This window comes from Paenibacillus sp. MZ03-122A, from assembly GCF_024213325.1.
Classification (GTDB): domain Bacteria; phylum Bacillota; class Bacilli; order Paenibacillales; family Paenibacillaceae; genus Paenibacillus; species Paenibacillus polymyxa_B.
In genome coordinates this window covers 13,437-36,911 of sequence record NZ_JANAVI010000020.1, presented here as the reverse complement: position 1 = coordinate 36,911, position 23,475 = coordinate 13,437, and the positions used below count along the sequence as shown (strand labels likewise).

The 23,475-nt window shown below is 39.2% G+C and carries 16 protein-coding genes, 1 tRNA gene and 8 pseudogenes; 22 read left to right on the top strand and 3 right to left on the bottom strand.

Features of this window, described 5'->3' with window-relative positions:
- Positions 1 to 222: 222 nt before the first annotated feature.
- The 3 genes and pseudogenes from serA to NLX74_RS24020 all read left to right on the top strand — a co-directional run.
- Positions 223 to 1,804, top strand: a pseudogene (serA, locus tag NLX74_RS24030) (phosphoglycerate dehydrogenase); the annotation flags it as partial.
- Positions 1,805 to 2,123: 319 nt separating this feature from the next.
- Complete coding sequence (locus NLX74_RS24025) at positions 2,124 to 3,347, top strand: cysteine desulfurase (protein ID WP_254330693.1); 1,224 nt, start codon at positions 2,124 to 2,126, stop codon at positions 3,345 to 3,347.
- A 239-nt stretch (positions 3,348 to 3,586) separates the two neighbouring features.
- Positions 3,587 to 4,027: a redoxin family protein gene (locus tag NLX74_RS24020; protein WP_254330687.1), complete on the top strand. Its 441-nt coding sequence runs from the start codon at positions 3,587 to 3,589 to the stop codon at positions 4,025 to 4,027.
- Between the two features lie 27 nt (positions 4,028 to 4,054).
- On the opposite strand, the pseudogene NLX74_RS24015 reads toward NLX74_RS24020, so the two are convergent.
- A pseudogene (locus NLX74_RS24015) lies at positions 4,055 to 4,195 on the bottom strand (LysR family transcriptional regulator); the annotation flags it as partial.
- 304 nt (positions 4,196 to 4,499) lie between these two features.
- Between NLX74_RS24015 and NLX74_RS24010 the strand changes: the two are divergent.
- The 4 genes from NLX74_RS24010 (at position 4,500) to nspC (ending at position 8,061) form a co-directional block, all read left to right on the top strand.
- Positions 4,500 to 4,571, top strand: a tRNA-Cys gene (locus tag NLX74_RS24010).
- Positions 4,572 to 4,824: 253 nt separating this feature from the next.
- Positions 4,825 to 5,406 carry an HD domain-containing protein gene (locus NLX74_RS24005; RefSeq protein WP_254330756.1) on the top strand — a complete coding sequence of 194 codons (582 nt, stop codon included), beginning with the start codon at positions 4,825 to 4,827 and terminating at the stop codon, positions 5,404 to 5,406.
- A gap of 349 nt (positions 5,407 to 5,755) precedes the next feature.
- Positions 5,756 to 6,562: a pyridoxine/pyridoxal/pyridoxamine kinase gene (pdxK, locus tag NLX74_RS24000; RefSeq protein ID WP_254330685.1), complete on the top strand. Its 807-nt coding sequence runs from the start codon at positions 5,756 to 5,758 to the stop codon at positions 6,560 to 6,562.
- Between the two features lie 350 nt (positions 6,563 to 6,912).
- Positions 6,913 to 8,061: a carboxynorspermidine decarboxylase gene (gene nspC, locus NLX74_RS23995; RefSeq protein WP_254330682.1), complete on the top strand. Its 1,149-nt coding sequence runs from the start codon at positions 6,913 to 6,915 to the stop codon at positions 8,059 to 8,061.
- 3 nt (positions 8,062 to 8,064) lie between these two features.
- On the opposite strand, the pseudogene NLX74_RS26075 reads toward nspC, so the two are convergent.
- A pseudogene (locus NLX74_RS26075) lies at positions 8,065 to 8,415 on the bottom strand (transposase); the annotation flags it as partial.
- A 624-nt stretch (positions 8,416 to 9,039) separates the two neighbouring features.
- Here NLX74_RS26075 and NLX74_RS23990 point away from each other — a divergent pair.
- The 7 genes and pseudogenes from NLX74_RS23990 to NLX74_RS23955 all read left to right on the top strand — a co-directional run bounded on the left by NLX74_RS23990 (position 9,040) and on the right by NLX74_RS23955 (position 14,603).
- The gene (locus NLX74_RS23990) at positions 9,040 to 9,480 is read left to right on the top strand and encodes a DMT family transporter (RefSeq protein WP_254330681.1); all 441 of its coding nucleotides are present in this window, start codon (positions 9,040 to 9,042) and stop codon (positions 9,478 to 9,480) included.
- 782 nt (positions 9,481 to 10,262) lie between these two features.
- Positions 10,263 to 11,459 carry a benzoate/H(+) symporter BenE family transporter gene (locus NLX74_RS23980; RefSeq protein WP_254330679.1) on the top strand — a complete coding sequence of 399 codons (1,197 nt, stop codon included), beginning with the start codon at positions 10,263 to 10,265 and terminating at the stop codon, positions 11,457 to 11,459.
- Positions 11,435 to 11,804 (top strand): annotated as a pseudogene (locus NLX74_RS23975) (beta/alpha barrel domain-containing protein); the annotation flags it as partial. The gene NLX74_RS23980 and the pseudogene NLX74_RS23975, both read left to right, overlap by 25 nt.
- A gap of 79 nt (positions 11,805 to 11,883) precedes the next feature.
- Positions 11,884 to 12,259: pseudogene (locus NLX74_RS23970) on the top strand (carboxymuconolactone decarboxylase family protein).
- 314 nt (positions 12,260 to 12,573) lie between these two features.
- Positions 12,574 to 13,123: pseudogene (locus NLX74_RS23965) on the top strand (YggS family pyridoxal phosphate-dependent enzyme); the annotation flags it as partial.
- 175 nt (positions 13,124 to 13,298) lie between these two features.
- Positions 13,299 to 13,434, top strand: a pseudogene (locus NLX74_RS23960) (pyridoxal 5'-phosphate synthase lyase subunit PdxS); the annotation flags it as partial.
- A gap of 443 nt (positions 13,435 to 13,877) precedes the next feature.
- On the top strand, positions 13,878 to 14,603 hold the full coding sequence (locus tag NLX74_RS23955; protein ID WP_254330677.1) for an asparaginase: 726 nt from the start codon (positions 13,878 to 13,880) through the stop codon (positions 14,601 to 14,603).
- Here the strand turns inward: NLX74_RS23955 and NLX74_RS26070 are convergent.
- Positions 14,552 to 15,791 (bottom strand): annotated as a pseudogene (locus NLX74_RS26070) (ISL3 family transposase). The gene NLX74_RS23955 and the pseudogene NLX74_RS26070 overlap by 52 nt on opposite strands.
- 423 nt (positions 15,792 to 16,214) lie before the next feature.
- On the opposite strand from NLX74_RS26070, the gene NLX74_RS23930 reads away from it, so the two are divergent.
- The 8 genes from NLX74_RS23930 (at position 16,215) to NLX74_RS23905 (ending at position 23,082) form a co-directional block, all read left to right on the top strand.
- On the top strand, positions 16,215 to 16,409 hold the full coding sequence (locus tag NLX74_RS23930; protein ID WP_254330672.1) for a hypothetical protein: 195 nt from the start codon (positions 16,215 to 16,217) through the stop codon (positions 16,407 to 16,409).
- 521 nt (positions 16,410 to 16,930) lie between these two features.
- A complete protein-coding gene (locus NLX74_RS23925) occupies positions 16,931 to 17,206 on the top strand; it encodes a DegT/DnrJ/EryC1/StrS family aminotransferase (RefSeq protein WP_254330671.1) in 276 nt (91 codons plus the stop codon).
- Positions 17,160 to 17,459 (top strand): DegT/DnrJ/EryC1/StrS family aminotransferase, encoded by a 300-nt coding sequence (locus NLX74_RS23920; RefSeq protein WP_254330669.1) that lies wholly within the window; start codon positions 17,160 to 17,162, stop codon positions 17,457 to 17,459. The genes NLX74_RS23925 and NLX74_RS23920 overlap by 47 nt, the downstream gene beginning before the upstream one ends.
- 506 nt (positions 17,460 to 17,965) lie before the next feature.
- Entirely contained in the window at positions 17,966 to 18,112 is a 147-nt protein-coding gene (locus NLX74_RS26065) for a GMC oxidoreductase (protein WP_483311663.1), read from the top strand.
- A 74-nt stretch (positions 18,113 to 18,186) separates the two neighbouring features.
- Complete coding sequence (locus tag NLX74_RS23915) at positions 18,187 to 19,761, top strand: hypothetical protein (protein ID WP_254330667.1); 1,575 nt, start codon at positions 18,187 to 18,189, stop codon at positions 19,759 to 19,761.
- Positions 19,762 to 20,006: 245 nt separating this feature from the next.
- Positions 20,007 to 20,222 (top strand): helix-turn-helix domain-containing protein, encoded by a 216-nt coding sequence (locus NLX74_RS25950; protein WP_367997060.1) that lies wholly within the window; start codon positions 20,007 to 20,009, stop codon positions 20,220 to 20,222.
- Between the two features lie 373 nt (positions 20,223 to 20,595).
- Complete coding sequence (locus NLX74_RS23910) at positions 20,596 to 21,018, top strand: AMP-binding protein (protein ID WP_254330665.1); 423 nt, start codon at positions 20,596 to 20,598, stop codon at positions 21,016 to 21,018.
- A 1,035-nt stretch (positions 21,019 to 22,053) separates the two neighbouring features.
- Positions 22,054 to 23,082, top strand: a complete 1,029-nt coding sequence (locus NLX74_RS23905) for a hypothetical protein (RefSeq protein ID WP_254330658.1) — start codon at positions 22,054 to 22,056, stop codon at positions 23,080 to 23,082.
- Positions 23,083 to 23,475: the final 393 nt, after the last annotated feature.

The window sequence follows — 23,475 nt, the reverse complement described above, 5'->3', positions numbered from 1 at the left end:
TCGAACTAAAATCAAGGTATATCCCTTTACAACTAAAATAAATTCGAGCAATCTTGGTGATTTTTTTGGTTATTTATGGAGTGCTTGAATATATCGATTTTGGATATATCTATACAAACCATACCTTGCTAAACTATCGTTATGTTTCTTAACAAGTGGTTTACAAACTACAAGACCGCATTTATATCTTGCAGTTTTCGGATAGAGAGGGAGGCGAAGATCATGTATAAAGTTCTTGTATCAATCCAATAAGCGATTTTGGATTGCAGCAGTTGAAGCATGCTGAAGACGTGGAGGTCGTCGAAATAACGGGGATGAGCGAAAAGGAGCTCATTTCTATCATTCATTCCTATGATGCACTGCTCGTTCGTTCTCAAACAAAAGTGACCAAGCGCACTATAGAGGCAGGCGTTCGTTTGAAAGTCATAGGTAGAGCTGGAGTTGGGGTGGATAACATTGATCTGGATGCCGCGACAAACCAAGGTATTGTCGTAGTCAATGCACCTGACGGTAATACAATCACGACGTGCGAGCATACTTTTGCGATGATGATGTCACTCGCGCGGCATATTCCGCAAGCCTATACCAAAACCGTTGCTGGACAATGGGACCGCAAATCATTTCTTGGTGTTGAATTGCGAAATAAGACACTTGGCGTGCTTGGACTTGGGCGCATCGGGATTGAAGTAGCTAAACGCGCTGCGGCGTTTGGCATGACAGTTATCGGCTACGATCCCTTTTTAACGGATGAAAGGGCGAGTAAGCTGGGGATCGAGCCGGCGACTGTAGACGCAATTATCCGTATTGCCGATTTTATTACTGTGCATACGCCAATGACAAAAGAGACGCATCATATGATTGCATGGACACAGTTCGAAGTCATGAAGCGGGGAGTGCAAATCATCAACTGCGCGCGCGGGGGAATTATTGACGAGGCGGCTCTTGTTAAAGCAATCGATGAAGGGATTGTGGCAGGCGCTGCTTTCGATGTATTTGAACATGAACCTCCGGCACCGGATCACCCATTCTTAAGGCATCCCAAAATCATCGTTACTCCGCACTTGGGTGCGTCTACTTTGGAAGCGCAAGAAAACGTAGCTGTTGATGTCTCTGAACAAGTAATTCATATCCTGCGACAGGAACCCTATAAAAATGTAATATACCGACCGTTTCATCCGACCTGCTAAACCAATTACAGCCTTGGTTCAGATTGTGCGAACAACTGGGGAAATCGCTTGTTCAGATGACGGACGGAGCGATAAGAGAAGTCACGGTGGAATGTGCAGGCGAACTTGCGAATCTAGACACATCTCCGCTTATCCCTTATGTGCTCAAGGGGATACTATCTCATCATCTCGGCGCGGAACAGGTCAATATCGTCAATGCTATTCATTTGGCGAAGCTTCGTGATATTCGCCTTACAGTAGGAAAATCGTTGTTCGTCCAGAACGCATCCTGTGAGATAACCATTCGACTTAAAACGACTATCGAGGAAAGATGGGTGACAGGAACATCACTGTCCGGTGTTGGGGAACGTCTTGTCCGAATTGGTCCGTATCCAGTTGAGCTTCTACCTGAAGGACATGTTTTATTGATTTCACAGCAAGATATGCCAGGAATCATTGGACAGGTGGGAACATTGCTTGGAGATAGCGGTATAAATATTGCCACAATGCAAGTGGGGAGAAATAAAGTTGGCGGTTCAGCAGTCATGATCTTAAAAATCGATAAAAAAGCATCAAAGAACGTGATAGAGTCTTTACTCGCGATACGGGAAATCAAGCGCGTAAGAGAAATCTCCTTTGACGAGCGTGGCGAGGAAGAAGAGGAGCGTACTGGAGTTGATAGAACAACAGCCCCAGTTTGAAACTTTAAACTTTAAATATAATTGGTTTAATGATGATTGACAATCTGAATGCGACTAATGAGGAGTCCCGACACTGCCATAAAATACGCAGTTCTTTAAGGCATATATACAGGTGTGCTGAAGTTTGGTAATTTACTGCCCCTACATTATACGAAATGAGTTTCGTTTTGGCAGTTCATTACGACGGGGATATCAAAAGGACGATCAGAGCTCATTATCTTGTATTAACCAAAACCAGCTATAAAGGATGATGATTTTGGATACTTCTAGCATAAGAAAACTTTTTCCTATATTGAGTCAAACAGTTAATGGTTATCCGCTTGTCTACCTGGATAGCGCAGCATCAGCACAAAAACCGACTGAGGTGATAGAAACCTTAAAACGCTATTATGAACAAGATAATGCGAATGTTCATCGTGGTGTTCATACGTTAGGATCACGTGCAACAGAAGCTTATGAAGGAGCGCGAGCTAAAATAGCCCGTTTTATCCATTCAGAACGGGTTGAAGAAATTATTTTCACACGTGGGACAACTTCATCCATTAACCTCGTCGCCAGCAGCTACATACGAGCGATATGCAAAGAAGGTGATGAGATAGTTGTCTCTGCTATGGAGCATCATAGCAATCTCCTTCCTTGGCAGCAAGCGGCAAAGGCAACAGGTGCAGAGTTGAAATATATCCCATTACAAGCTGATGGAACATTTTCAATAGAAGATCTAGAGAACGTGATTACGGATCGTACGAAAATGGTGTCTGTTTCACACATTTCTAATGTACTGGGTGTTACCAATCCAGTGAAGCAAATCGCAACAATCGCTCATAAGCACGGGGCAGTTGTCATGGTAGATGGAGCCCAGAGCATCTCGCATATCAAGGTGGATGTCCAAGAGTTGGATTGTGACTTTTATGCCTTCTCGGGACATAAAATGTGTGGGCCAACGGGCATAGGAGTGTTGTATGGTAAAAAGGCTTATCTTGATCAAATGGAGCCGATTGAATTTGGCGGAGAGATGATCGCGGATGTAGGTCTGTACGATTCGTATTGGAAGGAACTGCCATGGAAATTTGAAGGGGGGACCCCTATTATCGCAAGCGCAATTGGCTTGGGTGCCGCCATTGATTTTCTTGAGCAAATCGGATTGGATGTCATCGAAGCACATGACAAACAACTGACCAGCTATGCGGTACAACGAATGAAGCAAATTGAAAATTTGAAGATCTATGGCCCTGAGGAAGGACGGCTTGGCTTGGTGACGTTTAACCTGGGCAAAATTCATCCGCATGATCTGGCTACGGTTCTAGACACGTATGGCGTAGCGATTCGTGCTGGGCATCATTGCTGCCAACCATTGATGAGACATTTTGGAGCTAGTCCTACAGCTCGTGCCAGCTTCTATTTATATAATACAGAAGCGGAGGTAGAGAAGTTTCTTTTTGCCTTGAACAAAACGAAAGACTACTTTAAGGAAATGGAATAAGACGAGAATTCGTTACTTACTATATATTCCGTTATTGGGTTGTGAATAAGGAATCCATATAAGGAGGATTGACTGGCATTCTGTAAAGATAACGGAAGAGTCCGAGTAATCTGTATTTTTCAAACATTATCCATAAGTGACATATACCTCACTATATTGGTTACAAAGAGAGTCTCTTCCTTAAAGTTGTCGTTTATAAACATTTTTACTAGATTGTAATAGAGGGGAGAGAAATCGCAATGGGTGAAAAAGTATTTGAGTCCGGGCATCTAGCCATGCCGGAGGATAATGGGAAGACAGCGCATCTTTGTGGCTTACAGATCCCCAATATTACTTTGGCTGCAACTGATGGTCCGCAGTCCTGCGCATTTCGCGATCATTTCGCCGAACTGAAGGAAGTGGGTACTGAGAGGTTGTTTGGTCTTTCTACTCAAGCTACAGACTACCAAAAAGAGGTCGTTGAGCGGCTTCATTTGCCTTTTCCTCTACTATCAGACAGTTCGTTCTCCTTTTCACGAGCTCTTGTACTACCACTATTTGTAGTGGGAGGGATGATCTTAATCAAAAGACTGACTCTAATTATCAATAACGGGAAAATTGAACATGTGTTCTATCGAGTCCTTCAACCTGAACGAAATGCATCGGATGTAATAGCGTGGCTTTCATCGCGATATATCTAGAATCTGTTATTAAGCTTTGCAGTTCATGATTACTGTGCGTGCCTGTGAGAGTTCATGAAACATATTATAGCAATAATGTAGTAAAGCTCGCCCTACTTCGGTAAGAATTTTCGAAACGATTAAAGGAGACATACCGACCTCGTGTTCAAGTAAACGAATTTGCTGACTGTGTAGTTTCTCCAATTTCTCCAGCTATCAGTTCTATAGTAATCTCAACTTTACGTCAAGAATTGCATAAATAATGTTCGGATTTTGGTGCGAAAGAACTATCAAAATTAAGTAACAATTCTTTTTATTGGAGGTAGTTGTCTCTAAATATTTTGAGTTATAGAAAGTATAAAGGGACAACACTACAATATTTATGGATTGGATAAAAGTATCGTTTATGGATATTTAAATGAATCCAATTAATAGGTATCATATTTATTAAAATAATCATTATCTGTGTAACTAAAAAAGTTACCTTATTGATGGCGCTATAGCCAAGTGGTAAGGCCAAGCTCTGCAAAAGCTTGATCCCTAAGTTCGAATCTAGGTAGCGCCTCTTAATCAAGTACCTTTATCTCGGAAGACGAAAAGCTATCTTACAAATTCAGTGGTTCACTTCATATATTGAAGTGCTTTTTTAATTCAACACATAGACAGAAAGAAGACTTAAAAGCACCTTCTATCAATAGCCTCGATAATGATGATCTTTGTACAGAGAATATCGAATATTATAAAAATCTAGGTTGCTTCGTAAATATCCTGGAAACAGAAGGAGTGATATTTTGAATTCAATAATAAATGTATTGAAAATGGCCAAATTAGGGGAGAAACTCAAAACAGAGCTTCGTCATAGTTGGTTGTCGAATGGACGTAGAGAGAGTGTCGCAGAACACACTTGGCTAACTACCTTGATGGCTATGACAATTGAGCCTTACCTGCCTAAGAAGGTGAATGGAGAGAAACTTATAAAAATGTTAATTATTCATGACTTAGTGGAAATCTATGCAACGGACATTCCTGCATTTAAAACGATGAATAGCCCTGAAATGAGGTCAAATAAAAAACAAAATGAAATCCAAGCTATTGAAAAAATACGTGAGATCTTAAGTGATAAAAATGGACAGCAATTTTATGATTTATGGTTTGAATTTGAGGGGAAAGAGACGTACGAAGCAAAGGTTGCAAATGCTTTGGATAAACTGGAAGCTCAATTACAACATAATGCAGCACCTATTGAAACATGGCTGCCCATTGAGTATAAAATGACGTTTATGCTAGGAAGGCATACTGATTTTGACCCTGTTCTATCTCAACTGAAAGAATTTATTGAAGATGAAGGTGAAAGAAAAATGAAAGAAGCTGGTATAAATATAGATGAAATCAAATATTAGGATTTCTTGTTTGTCAAGGGATGTCTTGCTTACATCTTCAAATGATAAATCTCTTATCGATACTATGATTTTTTGGAACTGTTCATCAAGATGAACTATTCGCTCATGACTGAAGACCATTTTCTAGCTTTAACAAAAATGATCAATTCCTAGGCTTCTTCTCTTCAAGTTCAATGCTGACTTCATGGACAATCTCCGTGACACACAGGTTCGAATATGGACGAGTGATTACTGGAGGGAGGGAGTTTAGCTTCAGTTTGAGGACCATATAGGTTATCAAACGGTACTATTAATTAATAAAATATGGATGTAAATATTATCATTAAAAGTATAGTAGGAGTGTTTGATTTTGGAAAAATACAAAGTTTTGACTATAGCAGGTTCGGATAGTAGTGGAGGTGCCGGTATTCAAGCCGATTTAAAAACATTTCAAGAGCTCGATGTATATGGAATGACTGCACTAACGACAATTGTTACGATGGATCCAAATGAACATTGGAAACATAATATACTCCCATTAGGAATCATGACTGTAAAAGAACAATTAAGAACAATTTTAGAAGGAATTGGTGTAGAGGCATTAAAAACCGGAATGCTTGGGTCAGTCCAATTAATTGAACTTGTTTCCGATGTAATAGAACAATATCAACTGGATAATGTTATTGTAGATCCTGTTCTAATTTGTAAAGGTGTAACTGAAGTGATATATCCTGAAACAATAGTTAGTTTACGTGAATCACTCATACCAAAAGCTACAATTGTTACACCCAATCTACTTGAAGCAGCACATTTAAGTATGATGGAACCGATTAAATCTATTGAGGGGATGAAAAAGGCCGCAAAGATTATTTACGATTTAGGCCCAAAATATGTTTTAGTTAAAGGTGGAAGCCGCTTAGAGCATGAGACAGCCTTAGACTTATTATATGATGGGGAAAATTTTGAATTTATACAGTCAGAAAGATTTCAAACCAGTCATATACATGGGGCAGGTTGTACTTACTCTGCAGCAATTACTGCAGAGCTGGCAAAAGGGAAGTCTGTTATAGAAGCGGTAAGGACCGCAAAGTTGTTTATAACTGAAGCAATACGTGGTTCATTCGCGCTTAATCAATTTGTAGGATCAACAAATCATAGTGCATACAAATATTCGTGAGGGTGAGAGTTCATTTAATGAAAAAATTAAGGAGATGAAGATTTACCAAGTTACTGAGGCGGTTAGTTATGAATTACATTATCACAAGCAAGATTGGAATTCGTCTAGCACAGACAATGAAGAGAAATGAACATTGTTTGAGAACGCCATGTCCAAATTGTTCAGTTGAAGTTCCTTGAGGCCTTATCAGGTATGATGGAACCTTCACTCTGTGATAACGGTATCAATATTTCTACGTTGTTTTAAAATGCTTAAAGATAAAATCCCCACCCATTCATTGAAACATAAAATAGATACAGTTTGCCTCGGTGAGAGGGATTCTCGCCAGTGCAGCTTGTTAGAGGTGTAATATGACAAAGATAGATTTTAATAACACTCAGATGCCTTCACCAAGTTACATCGTTGACGAGAGACTGCTGAAGCGTAATTTGGAAGTACTGGATTCAGTACAAAAACGTACGGGAGCCAGTATCCTACTCGCTCTTAAAGGATTCTCAATGTGGTCCACATTCCCTCTCGTAGGAGAATATCTTAAAGGGGTAACATCCAGTTCTCTGTTTGAGGCTCGTCTCGGCTTTGAGAAAATGGGAAAGGAAGTTCACGCATACCAACCAGCTTACAGCGATCATGAAATTGATGAGATGCTTAGTTATGTAGATCATATAGTCTTTAACTCCTTTGACCAATTGAAGAAGTTCAAAGACAAAGTGAAGAATGTGAAAGATAAAAACATCGAGATAGGTCTGCGGGTAAACCCTGAATATTCAGAGACAGAGACCGCTCTATATGATCCTTGTTATGCTCATTCCCGTCTTGGCATCACACTGGCTAACTTCAAGCCGGATGAACTGGATGGTGTAGACGGTATTCACTTTCACAGTATGTGTGAACAGAATTCTGATACATTGGAGCGTACAATCGAGGTCGTAGAAGATAAATTCGGCGAGTATATTCATAAGATGAAGTGGCTGAACCTAGGTGGCGGTCATCATATCACAAGACCGGATTATGATATTGAAGCTCTCATTCGTATTATTAACCATTTGAAGGAAACGTACAAGGTTGAAGTCTACCTGGAGCCAGGTGAAGCAATCGCCCTGAACACGGGTTACCTGGTAGCAACTGTTCTTGATATCGTCACCAATGGTATAGAAATCGCCATTTTGGATACTTCTGCGGAATGCCATATGCCGGATGTCCTTGCGATGCCTTATCGTCCGCAAATTATGGGCGCTGGACAGCCTGAAGAGAAGGCATACACTTACCGTTTGGGTGGTATGACTTGTCTGGCTGGTGACGTGATCGGCGATTATTCTTTTGAGAAACCGCTGCAAGTGGGTGATAGATTGGTCTTTTTGGATATGGCCCACTATACAATGGTTAAAAATCATATGTTTAATGGTATGAATCTTCCTTCGATTGTAACATATAATGAAGAGCAAGGTATCAATGTAATACGTCAATTCAAATATGAAGATTACAGCAATCGTTTGTCTTAATCCTTACCTCTTATATAGTAATGGAGAACCTCTGCCGTTGAAAGCAGAGTCAGAGTCCAGACAAACCCCTTTGTTTCGAATAAAACTTAGGAGTTTGTCTTGTTTTTTAGCAAGGACGAGCAAAAATATGCCTAATTTGTGTTTTGAACCACCTGACCCCCATAGCCAGGTGACCATTTTTTGAGATTCATACATGCATAAACGAGCATGGCATGCGATGGACACCTTTCTTAGCCCTCGTAAGGTCGTCCATCGCATGCCATGCTTTTCCTATAGAGCTGCAAATATGCGTTCAATCGTTTCCTTGCATTTGGCATAGATTTTTTTGTTCTGCTCGGTATGGCGAAGGTCTTCAGTGAATGGCAATCTGAAAGCGGCCTTCGTAACCGTTTTCACTCAGAATTTTTTACACCTCAATTCACAAGTTTTCTTTACCTATTCGACAAAAAAATTGTGCAACTATTTTATTTTAATTATGGACTGATCTAATTAGTAGCTTATGGATGTTTGAATCCCCTCCAATAATAGATAAACTAACTATCATTGATTCCTAGTTTTAATCGGGGTAGCGCTTCTAAAATCGAGAAGTATTAATTTAACTAAATAGGTATATATTTATTTTTTAAAACAGTTTGGAAAATTTAAATTTGGTATGGTTTTGGAATTTATATCATCTGTTTATAAGTATCATAGTTTTTGCTTATAAAGGTTTGAGATATACTTTCACCTTTCAAATATTCTTTGGCGGTATTGTTCTCCTTATTATCGATTCTAGCTTTGAAAACTTTATTCATTATCCTGATAGAGTTAGTTTTTCTTTTTAAGTATGTTATTAGTTTCGTTTTTTTTAATGCTTTTTCGGGAAGGTATAGCAGTCGATTTAATCGGCTCTGATTTGTGACCATTGAAGAATGTGAAGGTTTTCTAGCCCGAAGAAGCATCAAACATAAAAATCACAAAATTAAGGAGGTTACTGGATTGGCTATTTTGTTAATGTTATTTGCAATATTGGCTGGGATGGCTCTTCCTACCCAATTTAGCGTTAATTCGCAATTACGAACTGTAGTGGGCTCGCCTATTATAGCTTCTGCCATTTCTTTCGTGGTTGGAGCCGTAGTTTTAATTATCGTGTCGTTATTTGGAAAGGGAATTTATATTAAAAAAGAATGGTTTGAAGCACCTTGGTGGATGTGGACGGGGGGATTGCTGGGGGCTTCTTATGTGTTGGCAACCACTATTCTTATGCCTAAAATAGGTGCGGCTTCCACAGTTGGCTATATTTTGGCAGGGCAGGTGATTGCCTCTATTTTAATTGATCACTTTGGCTTGATTGGTGCAAATACGCACACTCTTAGCTTTCCTCGATTAGTAGGATCACTTTTAGTGGTTGGAGGAGTCATTCTAATTCAAAAATTTTAATTATAAATTGGATAGGTCTAAAGTTCTTATTTGGAGCGTTTATAACTATCCATGAGCTGTTATACTCGTGCTCAATTCAAATTCTATAAATACCTATATTGTTACGGGTTTGATCTTTAATAAACTGTTGTGATAGGGATGGCTGGGAATAAAACCAAAAACTAATATTTTGCATTTGCCAGTAGTTGTTCAGTGAAATAAAGCATAAAAACTATGAGACAAATTTTCCCTCACTGAGCAAGATAAACAGGTCGAATGGCATTTTATTGGTCACTTACAAATGAACAAAGTAAAAGATGTTGTGAAAAATGTAATACTTATCCATTCTATAGTTCGCCTGAAGTTGGGACAAGCGTTGCATCATCAGCTCACTAAAGAGAAGAAAACCATGGATATTTTGGTTCAAATTAATTTTTCTCACTAGGAAAGTAAATTTGGAGCCCCTCCGGAAACGGCGCTGGAGTTGGTAAAGCAACTGTCCTAATTCGAAACGCTACACATAAAAGACCTAATGACAATTGGAAAGCTAAACGCTATAAACGAAGAAACAAGACATTGTTTTCGATTGTTAAAGAATATCTAAGCACAAATAAAGAGAAAAACTATCCCATGTGGTACGGACACTCTTTCAATGGGGATGTCTGGCGATTACAAAGTAGCTATTGAAAAAGGTGCTACGCTCGAGTAGGAACAAATGTTCGGGACAAAGCTATTTATCAGATGGGTATTATTAGAAAGAAAACATGCATGGGAATGATTAAGAGAGAGGTAGGAGAACACAAATGAACGAGAAATCCCATTCACTTCGTGGCCGAGATTTCATATCGCCCACCATAGCCGCTTTAATTTCAGTTATTGTCAACTACGGGGGTACTTTTATTCTGGTATTCCAGGCAGCGAAAGTTGCCGGTTTAAGCCCCGAAATGACGGCGTCGTGGATTTGGTCCATTTCTATAGGCGTTGGTGTAACCGGGATTTGGCTGAGTTATCGGTATCGAGAGCCCATCATTACAGCTTGGTCGACACCAGGTGTTGCATTTCTTGTTTCGGCGTTGGCGGTCACACCTTATCCTGAGGCTATCGGTGCTTACATGATTTCTGCAGCAGGTTTTATTGTTTTAGGGCTCTCTGGTATGTTTGAACGTTTTGTCCGGATTATTCCTCCAGGTATCGCTTCAGGTTTATTGGCAGGCATTCTATTGCAGTTTGGCATTTCAGCCTTTGAAGGAGCAAAAATAGATCCTCTGCTTGTTGTTACATTGTTTGTCGCCTACATCTTGTTAAGGCGCTTTACGTCCCGGTATGCAATTGTAGGTATTTTGGTCATCGGACTCATTTATTTAGTTAGTTTGGGAAAAGTAGATTTCAGCTCCGTTAGCTTAGCAGTTGCATCACCTGTTTTTGTCTTTCCGGAGTTTTCGCTACATGCAGTATTGGGTGTAGCACTGCCTTTGTTTATTATTACCTTGACTGGGCAATATATGCCCGGCATGCTTGTCTTGCGAAATGACGGATTTAAAACGAGCGCAAATCCCATTTTGACAGTAACGGGATTGGGTTCTCTCATAACAGCACCATTTGGTTCACATGCTTTCAATGTAGCAGCCATTACAGCAGCAATTTGTACAGGGAAAGATGCACATGAGGATTCTTCAAAGCGTTATATTGCAGGCATTGCCTGTGGTGTTTTTTACATTATTGTTGGTATTTTCGGGGTGACATTGGCAGCTTTGTTTTTGATTCTTCCCGCTAGCTTTATTGCAACGCTAGCCGGCTTGGCTCTAATCGGAACAATTGGCGGTAGCCTTGCTAATGCGTTGACCGATCCCAAGGGTCGTGAGACTGCCTTGATTACTTTTTTGGCAACAGCAGCAAATGTAACTTTACTTGGTGTAGGCGGAGCATTTTGGGGACTTATTGCAGGCTTGGTAGCTCATCTACTGATACATGGTAAATTAAAAAAAAGAAGTATCAACTGACTGAAGCGGAACAAGCTAAAATTGCGGAAGCTGCTGAGGCAACGGCTGGTATGGCGCTTAAACGCGCGTACTTTCTGATTTCGAGTCGCTGGTGGTGTAGCTCGAATGGCTGACCCAACAATTGTAGAAGAAGTGATGAGGGTATATCCATTCCGGTAATGGTCCAAATTTGTATCGGACATTACGTCGAGGCCAAAGTACTGGAATCATGGGGGGGGGGGCGATTATATTGATGAAAGCGAAGTGTTAACCCCCGCAGATGAAGTTTATCATATCAGTATAGATGAGTTTACTGTGCCATTCGTTTGCGGTGCGAAAGACCTCGGCGTAGCTAACCTTAAAATAATAATTATACGGAAGGAACATAAATTATGGCAAGAGAATAGACTATTACAACATTGCGCCTGAAGCATTTAATATAATAATGAGATGGAAGCTTATATCAAGCAGACAGAAATCAGTGCAAAACTTATTGAGTTAATTAAAACCAGAACATCGCAAATCAACGGCTGCGCATTCTGCTGAAATATGCATGCCGCCGACGCCAAAAAAATAGGTGAATCGGAACAGCGCATTTATTGTGTAGGTACTTGGGAGGAATGTATATTTTATTCTGAAGAAGAAAAAGTGGTATTAGAGCTTACGGAACATGTCACGCTTGTTTCACATAAACGTGTTCCGGATCAAGTTTACGATCGTGTGCGGCAACACTACGGGGAAAAAGGATATACGGACTTAATTTTCATCATTAATCAAATTAATGTTGGAATCGGCTTTCTATTGGCTATGAGGCCGAGTAAATTAGCTGACCCGTGTACAGCTCCTAATGGGAACCATTGATAGAACAAATGAAACGTGCCTCCAAAAAGCAGAATCCGTTCGATCATTAAGAAAAGGGGTGCTACTGCGTGAATGAGCCACGTTCTTTTTCTGGGATGTGGTTTTTAATATTTTTTTAGGAGAATCACATGATGAGAAATATTTTGGAGAAACTGACGGGTCAACAACTTGCCGAAGTAAAGCGACAACTGGATATTCGGGAATTAATGTGCAGTTGAGCGGTAACGTCGGCGCCGCGAAAGGGGGGAATCAAAGAAGTAAGTTACACAATTGGTTATTTCCACTTATGGAGCAGTTCAAACAGGTAGAATGGCATTTTATCGGGCATCTGCAAACGAATAAAATAAAGGATGTTGTCAAATATGTCACGTTCATTCATTCTGTGGACCGTTTGAAGTTGGGACAAGCGTTGCATAACTATCTCGTCAAAGAGAACAAGACCATGAATATACTGGTACAAATCAATACCTCCTACGAGGAAAGCAAATTTGGTGCTCCGCCTGAATTGGCATTGGAATTGGTGGAACAATTGTCTCAGTTCGAAACATTAAACATAAAAGGCTTAATGACGATTGGTAAACTAAATGCCACAAACGATGAAACCCGGCACTAATTTCCAATTATTAAAATCTATTCAAACACAAATAAAGGAGAAAAAGTTTCCGCGTGTAGAAATGGATATCCTTTCAATGGGAATGTCCGGAGATTTCAAAGTGTCTATTGAAGAAGGAGCTACTATTATCCGTGTAGGGACAAGTGTATTCGGTCCGCGTTATTTGCCGGACGAATATTATTGGAACGAGAATATGCGCCAGGAAGATTAGAAGAGAGATCATGGAAATAATTAATCACTATTGATGTGGATGTAACCCCTAGCAGATTGACTCTACTGTTAGTTCAGGGGAATCTCTTCAAAATCTTAAAGCGAGTCGAATACAAAAATTCAGAAAAATTTGGAGACAAAAAATGAAGACAGCTACAAAGCGGGTTAAAAGAGGGATGGCAGAAATGCAAAAAGGTGGTGTCTATGAAGGTTGTTTCCATTCCAGTTATGGCAAAGGCTCGCATAGGCCATTACCTTGAGGCGAAAATTCTTGAATCAATGGGCGTTGACTACAGTAATGATGAATCTATTCACGTAGAGGCATAAATCCGTAGACGTCACTATAAGCCCAGATAGATGATCAATCACCGTCTCTACGAGATTCGAAGAAACTATCTTCTCCAATTATTAAAAGAGAATATGGGTTAAAGGGATTATCCTATTCTTTCTTTTAGCACCAATTGCAGTTAATTGTCCCTAGCTTTTAGGGTGTAGAAATACTAATTTGCTATTCCGTTAACTAAAACCCAATGAGGAGAGGCTGTTTGAGTTGCCGACTCCCTTATCATATTGCTAACCTGATTCAAAATTCGTGTGCATGATAATCTCGACATCGTCATTCTAAAAGGGGATTTCCTAGACATATTTTCGATAATGAATTGAAGAAGCTTTATAACCGTTTTTTTGCGCTGCCATAACCGTTCATTTCGGGCGGTCGCACGTGCTATGTGACTTTAAATAAGGAGGAATTTTGGGTGGAATTTACTGAACTGGTTCATGAGTTGAGAGGCGAAGTAATTGAGAATGTACACTACGGAGCGATTTGTGTAGTGGATGAGAGAGGGAAAGTTGTCCATCGGGCGGGCGATCCTGAACATATGACCTTTCTCCGCTCGGCGGCCAAGCCTTTTCAAGCTATCCCTGTGTTGAAGCGGCGGATTCCGGAAATCTATGAACTGACCGGGGGAGAGACAGCTTTGTTTGCTGGGTCTCATCGTGGGGAGGAGTACCATATCGCTGCGCTCGAGTCAATGTACAAGAAAATCGGTATCGACGAAAATACGCTTCACTGCTGCGCTACCTATCCGTTGAACGAGCACGCCAAAGAAGCTCGTCACCGGGCGCGCGAGCCAAAACGGCGTATCTTTCACAACTGTTCGGGCAAGCATGCCGGCTTGATCGCGCTGAATGTATACAAATTCCACTTACAGCTGCTAGAGATTTATGAAATGTCGGGAGATAAGAACATTATCTCATTAATTGCTGCGAAAATCGCGGCTTTTTTATTTTATGGGATAAAGTTCTTGTCAAAATCAAATGACAAGAACTTTATCCCATTACCGATTTTGACAAGAATATTATCCCATTTCCAACGAACCAATCATGAAGGTTTATATTTTGGCTCAATCTCAAAATCAGTGCTTGACTATCAGCCCAACATCCGATGGCGGTTACATTCAATGAGAATGCCTGCTTTATAGCGGCTACGATTTCGCGTAAAGTAATGGCGACGCTGAAAGGCCTTAATGCGATTGTGACGACCTTCTACCGTTGCGTTTGTCCACCGACATTGATGGTAGTTTACGATTTCTATATTCCAATTGCGCATCGTTTTTAAGGTATACAAACAGCAGGGTGGTCCATCTTTTCGCCTTGCTCACACCAACGCTCAAATCCCAGTTTGGCAGCACTAAAGTTAGGCGAGCAGTCATACCAGGTCGTGAATGCTTCCTTTCATTCCCATACGCTGCGAAGCAGCGGAGAGAAGGTTAGCAGCGTCTCCAGTCGGGTACGGCTCTCCTCTACCAGCGATTCCGCAGGCGGATTGAGTAAGCGATGGTGGGTTTTTAGGTAAGTCCTTGCCCGTGGCAATAGCATAGACTGAACGGTTTTCCGAACCTCCTGTACGCTGTTGATCACATAACCGTGAACATGAAACCGATCTGCAATGCAAATCGCGCGAGGAAAGCACTCGCTGATCCAGGTATGATACGCCTGTGCTAAATCCATGACGACCGCTTTGGGGTTCCGCAGAAGTAAGTCTGGATGAGTGCGTGCATACACCCGCAAGTCCCTCAGTTTTCGACCCGGAAGCAGATCCAGCATGGTCTCGCTTTTGAGATTATGGATACCGGTATTGTACGTATGACCTTTTCGGATAGCAAAATCATCGACACCTTAAACCAGATTGGACATTACTTTGGCTTTGGCCCACACGTCCTTCTCGATGCGCTGGCACTCCACCGGAACTGCCTCGTTATGCATGCGCTGTACGGTACTGGCAGGTAGTTGCTGGATGTGAGCGCTATGTGCAGCAGTTGATCCCAGCGCTTGCTCGACGGTATGGGAACGAAAAAGCCAACTGTAGCGCTGCTTGGGTCCAACAAATACATAGAACCATCCAAATCCGACTTCGCAAGTGGTGCACGACAAACGGATGGAAGGCACATGCAAAAAAGTTTTTTCGCAAACACGGGCAAATGTCTTACCGTCCGCATACCATTACTTCCCTTACGAATGACGTTTTGGTCGGTCTTGCACAAGGGGCAGCATTGCTTCTAGCTGCGTGGAATGGCTTCGATATGAAGCTCGTCGGTCACCATGCAACGAATGTGAAGGACTTGTAGCTCTGATATGTCGAGTATTTCATTGATATACTGGATATGCATCTGTTTATTTTCCTTTTTTGTTTTTTGGTGAGACTTACAACAATACAGGAATAACAGATGTTCTTCCATTTTCATCCTCCATCCACTACGTCAAGCACTGATTACGGCTTTGAGCCTAATTTGTAAATGAAAAGAGCCGATAGTAGCCCCATGCCACTTTAAGGAGCCTTTTAATTTCCAAGGCGAGGTCTAAACCACCGTCTTTAGACGGAATCCGCTTTTAGCGCGGCTACCACTTGTACATACTTTCTGCAGCGGACAGTCCATACGAAAGCCGAAAGGCACAGATCGGAAGCTTCATCGCCGCAAGTGGAGATGTTCGCCCGAATGCGGCTGTTTACCAAAACGCCGCGTGATTCGGGAAAGTGGAAGCCGGTTTACAAGCATTGAGCGTTCCAACAAGCGGGAGAAAGTCATTACAACTTGATCTGGTCGGCATCGCTCAACGATTATGTGCTACATCCGCATCTACAGCATTATGATCTGCCAGCATATGGATGGTTTATACGTCAGCCAGAAGGACGAATGGGACAAACTGAAATCCGCGATTTGCCCAACAGCCGCCTAATTTTTAAAAAATACAGTTTGACAAATGGGTGGAGTCTGTCCTTTTTTTGAAACTGGTTCCATTGCCTATAATTCCCAATCCATTTATTTCCTACGTCATATCCCCTTTAATACCTGTATAATTCCGAGAGGCTATTATATATTTGAAAATATAATCTAAAGTAAAAGTTAATATTTATATTTTAAAATTATAAAAGTGTTTACAATAACTAATTTGTTAAATATAATATAAAAAAGTTATCCTCTATTTAAAGTAATTAATTTTCAAGTAAAGTAATTGGATTTAGATTATTGGATTTGAGTATTTTCTCCACTTGAAGTGATTTAATTAAGAGGGCGGAGGCGAATGGTGAATAAAAAATCTTTTCAGACAAACCAACCGCTACTTTATATCCATCCCATGCAAATCTTCTTTCTGTTATTCAGGGCTGTGATGATTATAAAAGGGCTTTCCCTTGAATACTTGATAATTTTGTCTCGCTAAATATTAATTATCGCTCTCACAATATGACACCAAATTTTTGGGTCAAAAGCGAAATTAGCGGTTCAGCACTTATGGCTTGCTGGAGGCTTTGAGGGGTAAAGTAATCGTCCCCGCCTTAACGTGGGTTATAACCGCAACAGCTGCATTGAATGTAAACGATTTACCAGTATTTGTGGATGCCGAAGAGGATACTTTTTGCCTCGATCCAGTAAAGGTCAGAGTGGCGATCACGGCTCGAACGAAAGCTATAATTCCCGTCCATTTATTCTGCTACATGACAAATATGGACGAAATCATGGACATGGAGTACGGACTATATGTTGTTGAAGATGCCGCCCAGAGTCAGATCGGTCTGGCTGGGTAAGCGGGCAGGTACAATCGGTCATGTTGGCGCATTTAAATGCCAGCAAGGAAAGGTGCCGACAGCTGGCGAAAGTGGGATTGCGGTAACCGTTGATGAAGGCGTGTACATCAAGCTGCAGCAGCTGAGGGCGGACACCAGAGTATTTACAAATGCGGGCATTTCCTATGGAGATATGGAACTTGTCACTAGTGGCAGATTCCAGGGAAGCAATCACTGCATATCCGAGTTTCAGGCTGCAATATTGTTTGACTAGTTGCAGAGGCTAGATGATCTGGACGCCGTTCGTGAGGCGAACACCCAGTATTAGAATGAGGGATTGAGCCTGATTGAACATAGAACAAGTGACTAACATGCGGAAAAAGCTTATGACCGCGATGAAGACAACAAGTGGGGAATGAACGGATATCGCCGTTGGTGGAGGAACCGTCTTCTATGCTAGTGTATCTTTCAGATGCCGTGAATTGACTTTGATGCACAAAGCTACGTCGCTCCGGATGCCATGGACCCCAAGTGGCCGATTACATATGCCGACCTGGATCCTTATCACAATCGGGTAGAGGAATGGCTTGGGGTCTCTGGTGATTTAAAAGCCGATTCGATGATGAGTTCTAATAGCACAAGCCTATAGCCGGCAGGCAGCCGAACTAGGAGTATTCTGGAACAGATGGAGGCACATTTTATCTAAAGAAATCCGTCCTATTATTACCTAGGAATCGCGCCTTTTCATGGCACTTGCCGAGCAGGGACAAATAAGAATACATCTGTTGTGGTAAATTTAGAAGATTTCACACCATTGATAATCTGAATGCAGTGGATGGCTCATTCATGCCTTTTGCAAGCAGTGTCAATCCTACGTTGATAATCCAAGCGAATTCATTAAGAAGCGCGGAGCATATTCGGTTGTAGCATATAAAACTTGTGTTCGGGAGGATCCCAAAATAGAAGTAGGGCTAATTCCTATCTAAAAAAGGAGAAGGAAAATGGGGAAATTAGACATTCCAATCAATAGAATTATTCCCAAAAATAATAATAGGTACCCTACATGTTTTGATGATGTTATTTCATCACTTACTTTGTGGAAAAACAGAAGTCACCAGTTTATGTATTTAGACTGCTGGAGTTTTAATTATAAAAGCGTAGAAAATTTTGAAAGCGTATCCGAGTTGTTTCATAGCATCATAGTAGAAGATTACTCTTTGGATAATCTTTATAAATATCATAAAATCTATATTGAATTTATAGATAGAGAGCCAGGAATGGATTTTTATAAAAAAATAGAAGAAACTATTAGAGAAGGAAAACCCGTATTCATTAAATTTGATAGTTATTACAATGAATGGGATCCATTGTATAACAAAAAGCATAATAATCATGTTTGCATTGTCACTAATGTAAATCTAAAACAGAGTATTCTTCAAATAACTGATCCTTATTTTCATGTGAAAGATAGGTATGTACCTTTTGAAACTTTAGACAAAGCAAGTGATTTCTTAGGGATAGTTCATTTTGAAAGTGCTATTGATAACTTCTTGGGGATACAAAAAAATAAAATATTCAGTAAATATAAACTGACTATGAAAAAGTCGAATATTGCTAAAATTAACTCTTTTGCTGATCAATTATATAATATAGCTTCAAGAACAGATAGTATACGACCGGGTGATCTGCCTATAATCTATAGTAAAATTAATGATATCATCCTAGGGAGATTAAGATTCGGTATCACGCTAGATTTTTATAGTTCAATTAGTTATTCAAATGAGCTGCATTATTTTTCTAAAAAAATGATAGAGATATCTTTGCAATGGGAAGTAGTATTAAATTTGATAGCTAAATCAGTTTTAATGAATCAATTAGAAAACAGAATCACTATTATTGTGGAAAAAATAAAATCTATTTCTTCTTTAGAAGAATCCACGTTAGATGAATTTTGTGAATTTGTGTTTGAGAATATAAAAGCAACAGCAAAGAAACAACCGTCGAGAGTATTCGACGATATAAAGTATACAACACTTGATATTTCTAAACATTTCAATAATAAAGGATTTATAAAGAAGAGTATAAAAAATAATGTTGAAATAAATGCAAATCTTACTGGTTTAGGTGAATTTTTTATTTTGGATCAAGAAATCTCAAACTGCGAATTAATTGTTAACAATATATCTTTTATTATTCCAGATTTTAGTGAGCACTTGGATAATATTTCATGTGATGGTCAAAAAATATCGATAGATAATAAAGTAAAGAAAATCAAAATCCTTGGTTGTGCTGAATGGGGAAGTATCTTAGCTTTATTCAAAGTTAATTATGATGATGATTCTACTGAAAATATAGAAATTATGTTTACTGACCTATCATGTGAACCAATGTATGGTGAAGAAATTGCATTGATTGGTTCAACAGGGGAAATTATCAATAATGAAATCATAAATGTACAAGATAGAGCCTTTATTAACATAGCTTCCTTAACTCTAAATGGAGAGAAAACGGTTGAAAGTATAATTATTCCAAAAAACAAAAACTTCCACATACTTTCTATAACTGTAGGAATATAAGGCTGTATAAAGATTTATAAGGTCCAATGATGTTTTATAAACAGAATAATTCCTTTTAAATGAATAAGCGCTTACTGGGGTCCTACCAACATTTTAAAGTAAACATACTTTAACCTAAATTTCGAAAGTGAATTGAACAAATCCAGATAGAACAAGAGATGAACCCTCTTTTTCCTTCACCCATTTGGTGCATGCTGTTTTTAGCAAGAAATCCCTTAATGTAGAGCCCTTTAGATGATTTGTGGATGCTTACTTTCGAAATTCGGGTACAAAAAGGACGGGAGCTTTTAGAAAAATCCGATCTGACGAATAGCGAAATTACCAGATACGTCGGATACATCTCGAGCTCTCAATTTTCGGGCTACTATAAAAAATATTACGGCTTCTCTCCAAGTGAATTTCGCAAACATCTGTGCATGAAACGAGGGGAGGACAAGGGTAATGAAACAAGTATCCGGTGAACAAGATTATTCAAATTATTCAAGGTATTCATAGACATAATTTGGAGATTTAGCCTTGCGATAGATTGGTTTATATTGGATTAAATTCAATAAAACTCAATAAAATTCATTTCTTGATCGTTGCATTGGAGGAAGAATTTGAAATCACATTCGATGACGAAGAGCTGTTATATGAATGTTTCGCCACCGTTGAGCTAATTGAATGGAGAATATCAAGTCGGGCGTATCATGATCCTAAATAAACATGAGCAGTGATTTTTTTACCAAGGCTGCACGCTTTGATCATTCTTTTTTAAACAAGAGGGAGTCAATATTACATAGCGCGTAGTTAAATCATCTAGATAATTGTTAATTACTGGAATGAGCGTCTGAATTGAAACGATTATGTGATGTGCTAGAAAAACCGGTGCAAAAATATCAGCACAAAGCAGCTTTAATTACAGACGAAGGCTGCTTTACTTACAGTCAGCTAACCCAAGAGAGGAACAGTATATCCACATATATGCAGTCCTGCGGCGTTCGTGTAGGCGACCGAATAATAATGCTTTTGCCCCATTGTAGGTTTCTCGTCTCATCGAACTTTGCCGCCTCGAAGCTGGGAGCAACCTATACCCTCCTGCATGAGAGCACAACGAGGTATCAGTTGGACTATATTATTAAAGATTCACAAGCTTCCTATTTGCTAACGACAGATACCTTTAATGTGAAATTGGAGTTGGCATCCAACATAGGAACCAAGGTGATTTTGGATCAAGCCGTGACCACAGACGAAATGGAGCAACGTATCTTATATTAATTTGGGACTTGATCCTGAAGAAGCAGTAGCTATGGGGCTTCAGGCTGAAAGCTTTAAGCGGAGTAACCGTCATCGACCTACGGCCAGTTATATCAATTATTAATGGGAAGACTGGCTACAGGAAAACCGTGTAGAGCTGAATGCTATGACTACACCGCAATTCATCCAATGGCTTGAGAGCAAGATGGAGGAGTATGGTCACTGGACAGCTCCTGTACAGAATCGTGCAGAGGATATTGTAAAGAGAATTTGTTAAGGCATACAAGATAAAAAGCCTTCTTAGACAAGCTCCAGTCAATTTGGCTGGAGCTTTGCATAGTCGTAAGAGCATGCTGAAGCAGAGAAAATTGGAGTCAAACAGCCATGTTGGAACGTCGTATTCGTGAACAGGGCTGGCTGGATGAAGGAACGAGCGTGCGATGACACCACCACCACGTGCCCTAATCGGATCATCTATCCGCAGAGATACTATCGGCTTTTCACATTTACAGATTTTCAAGTGATTATTGGCTAGTATAGTTACTTATTATGGATAATCAACAGGCGTATCGGACAACTAAATTTATCCAAAGATCAAACTATATGCTGTACATGGAAGAAATGAAATAAAAGCATCATATAGTATGCTATACAGGATAGAGTTAAGGCAAGCTTGGAGGTACGATCTAATGTATTAATATACGTTCCTGACGGGATCTCCACTAAGAAAATAAATGTAAATTTCCTTTACATACATTTTAATGTATGTAAAGGAAATTTACATTTATTTCGACTAAACTTATCAAGGAGGAATTTCTTATTATCGCAAACAACTTTAATGATGTTTTGCTGACTCACACTTTAGAGGCGACGTAAACGATCATTCGCAACTGCGTGAGACGCCGATGAGAGTTGTTGCCTTTCGGTTTTGTTTGCAGGGGTACTAACATTTTCCAAACTGAAGGCACTGTTTTTTTACTATTTAATGGTTATATAATTGTCGTTTTATTCCAAACAAGATTTAGGGAAGTAGTAAATTTAAAAGCGGAGGTAAAAATGAAGAGTATTTTACCAGTTTATAATCCTCCATTACTAGGATTTTTGAGATGGCCATACACGTTATCTATAACCATGGGATATAACGAAACCCTTCCGTGGTTTTATACCAATTTCATTCAAGTTAAAGTAAATAAAAATTTTCACGAGAAAAAATCAGAGTTTAATTTCAATTTCTATCGTGGAGAAAGAAATGAATTTACGAATAATCCATTTATATCTACAACTTCTATAGATGTTGATTTTTTAAATGGTCTGAATCATGATATATTATCATTTTTGAAATACTCAATTGATAGTGGATATTATGTTGTAATGTTAGTCGATGAGTTTTTCATACCAGGGAAAGATAGTTATTTAAAAGAAAATTATCCTCATCATATTTTTATTTATGGATATGATTTTGAGAAGAAAGTTCTTTTTTTGACTGGATTTAGCCATGGGGTATATGGACATAACGAAATTAACTTCTATGATTTCATCAACTCATATAAATCTATAATTAATATGTATAATAATAACTTAACTCCTAAAGATAATATTTATTTAATGAAATTTAATTCAAATCACAGTTACAATTTTAGTGAAGAAGTTTTTAAGGACGAAATTCTATCTTATTATTACTCTAAAAGTCATACTGATAGCTTGAATTACATTAATGCCGATAATGAATATGGACTAAAAACTTATAAACACTTAATTTATTATTACTCTTTGCTAAGTGAAGAAGTGGAAATTAATGATTTTGGAAAAATTAGGAGTTTGCATATATTATGGGAACATAAAAATATGATGGTTAAGCGACTTGAATATTTATCTGAAAATGGTCATCTCAATAATGTAGAATTAACTATCATGAATTACAAGAAAATGGCTAACAAGGCAATTATTTTAAGGAATTTGATATTGAAAAGCAATGTGCATGTTGAGAAAAGCGTTTATATTAAAGTCATCAATGGATTAAGAGATCTAGAATTGATTGAAAGTGAAGCTCTTGGGAAAGTACTGGAACTATTTAGAAAGAATTGATGTTTACCAGGTTTGTTGATTCACTAATTATTTGAATTCAAGAATGGATATCCTTCATATTAAAGGTATATTCAAAAAATTATAGAATTAACGCTAACTGGATACAAAGAGGGATTTAAAGAATAGAATGAGGTGAAGAAAAAATGTCAAGATATGTTGATGTTGAACTAATTGATAAAGTCACACATAAATTCAAATTATTCTTGAAATAAATGAGAACATTTTAATTGAACCCGAATTTCGAAAGCATAGCTCTATGAAAAATGTAAAAATGCTCCTGAATCTTTGGTAGAGTAGAATAGCTGTTTATCGAGAACACATCACCTAAAGAGAGGAGCACCTTTAAGGTGAAGTCTATCAAATCTACCGCAAAAATCAAGTGCGAGTTTTCGC

Coding starts and splice junctions, on each gene's coding strand:
- NLX74_RS24020 (WP_254330687.1), top strand. CDS start 3,587: ATGGGTGAAAAAGTATTTGAGTCCGGGCATCTAGCCATGCCGGAGGAT.
- NLX74_RS24005 (WP_254330756.1), top strand. CDS start 4,825: ATGGCCAAATTAGGGGAGAAACTCAAAACAGAGCTTCGTCATAGTTGG.
- nspC (WP_254330682.1), top strand. CDS start 6,913: ATGACAAAGATAGATTTTAATAACACTCAGATGCCTTCACCAAGTTAC.
- NLX74_RS23980 (WP_254330679.1), top strand. CDS start 10,263: ATGAACGAGAAATCCCATTCACTTCGTGGCCGAGATTTCATATCGCCC.
- NLX74_RS23920 (WP_254330669.1), top strand. CDS start 17,160: ATGTTGTTGAAGATGCCGCCCAGAGTCAGATCGGTCTGGCTGGGTAAG.
- NLX74_RS23915 (WP_254330667.1), top strand. CDS start 18,187: ATGGGGAAATTAGACATTCCAATCAATAGAATTATTCCCAAAAATAAT.
- NLX74_RS25950 (WP_367997060.1), top strand. CDS start 20,007: ATGCTTACTTTCGAAATTCGGGTACAAAAAGGACGGGAGCTTTTAGAA.
- NLX74_RS23905 (WP_254330658.1), top strand. CDS start 22,054: ATGAAGAGTATTTTACCAGTTTATAATCCTCCATTACTAGGATTTTTG.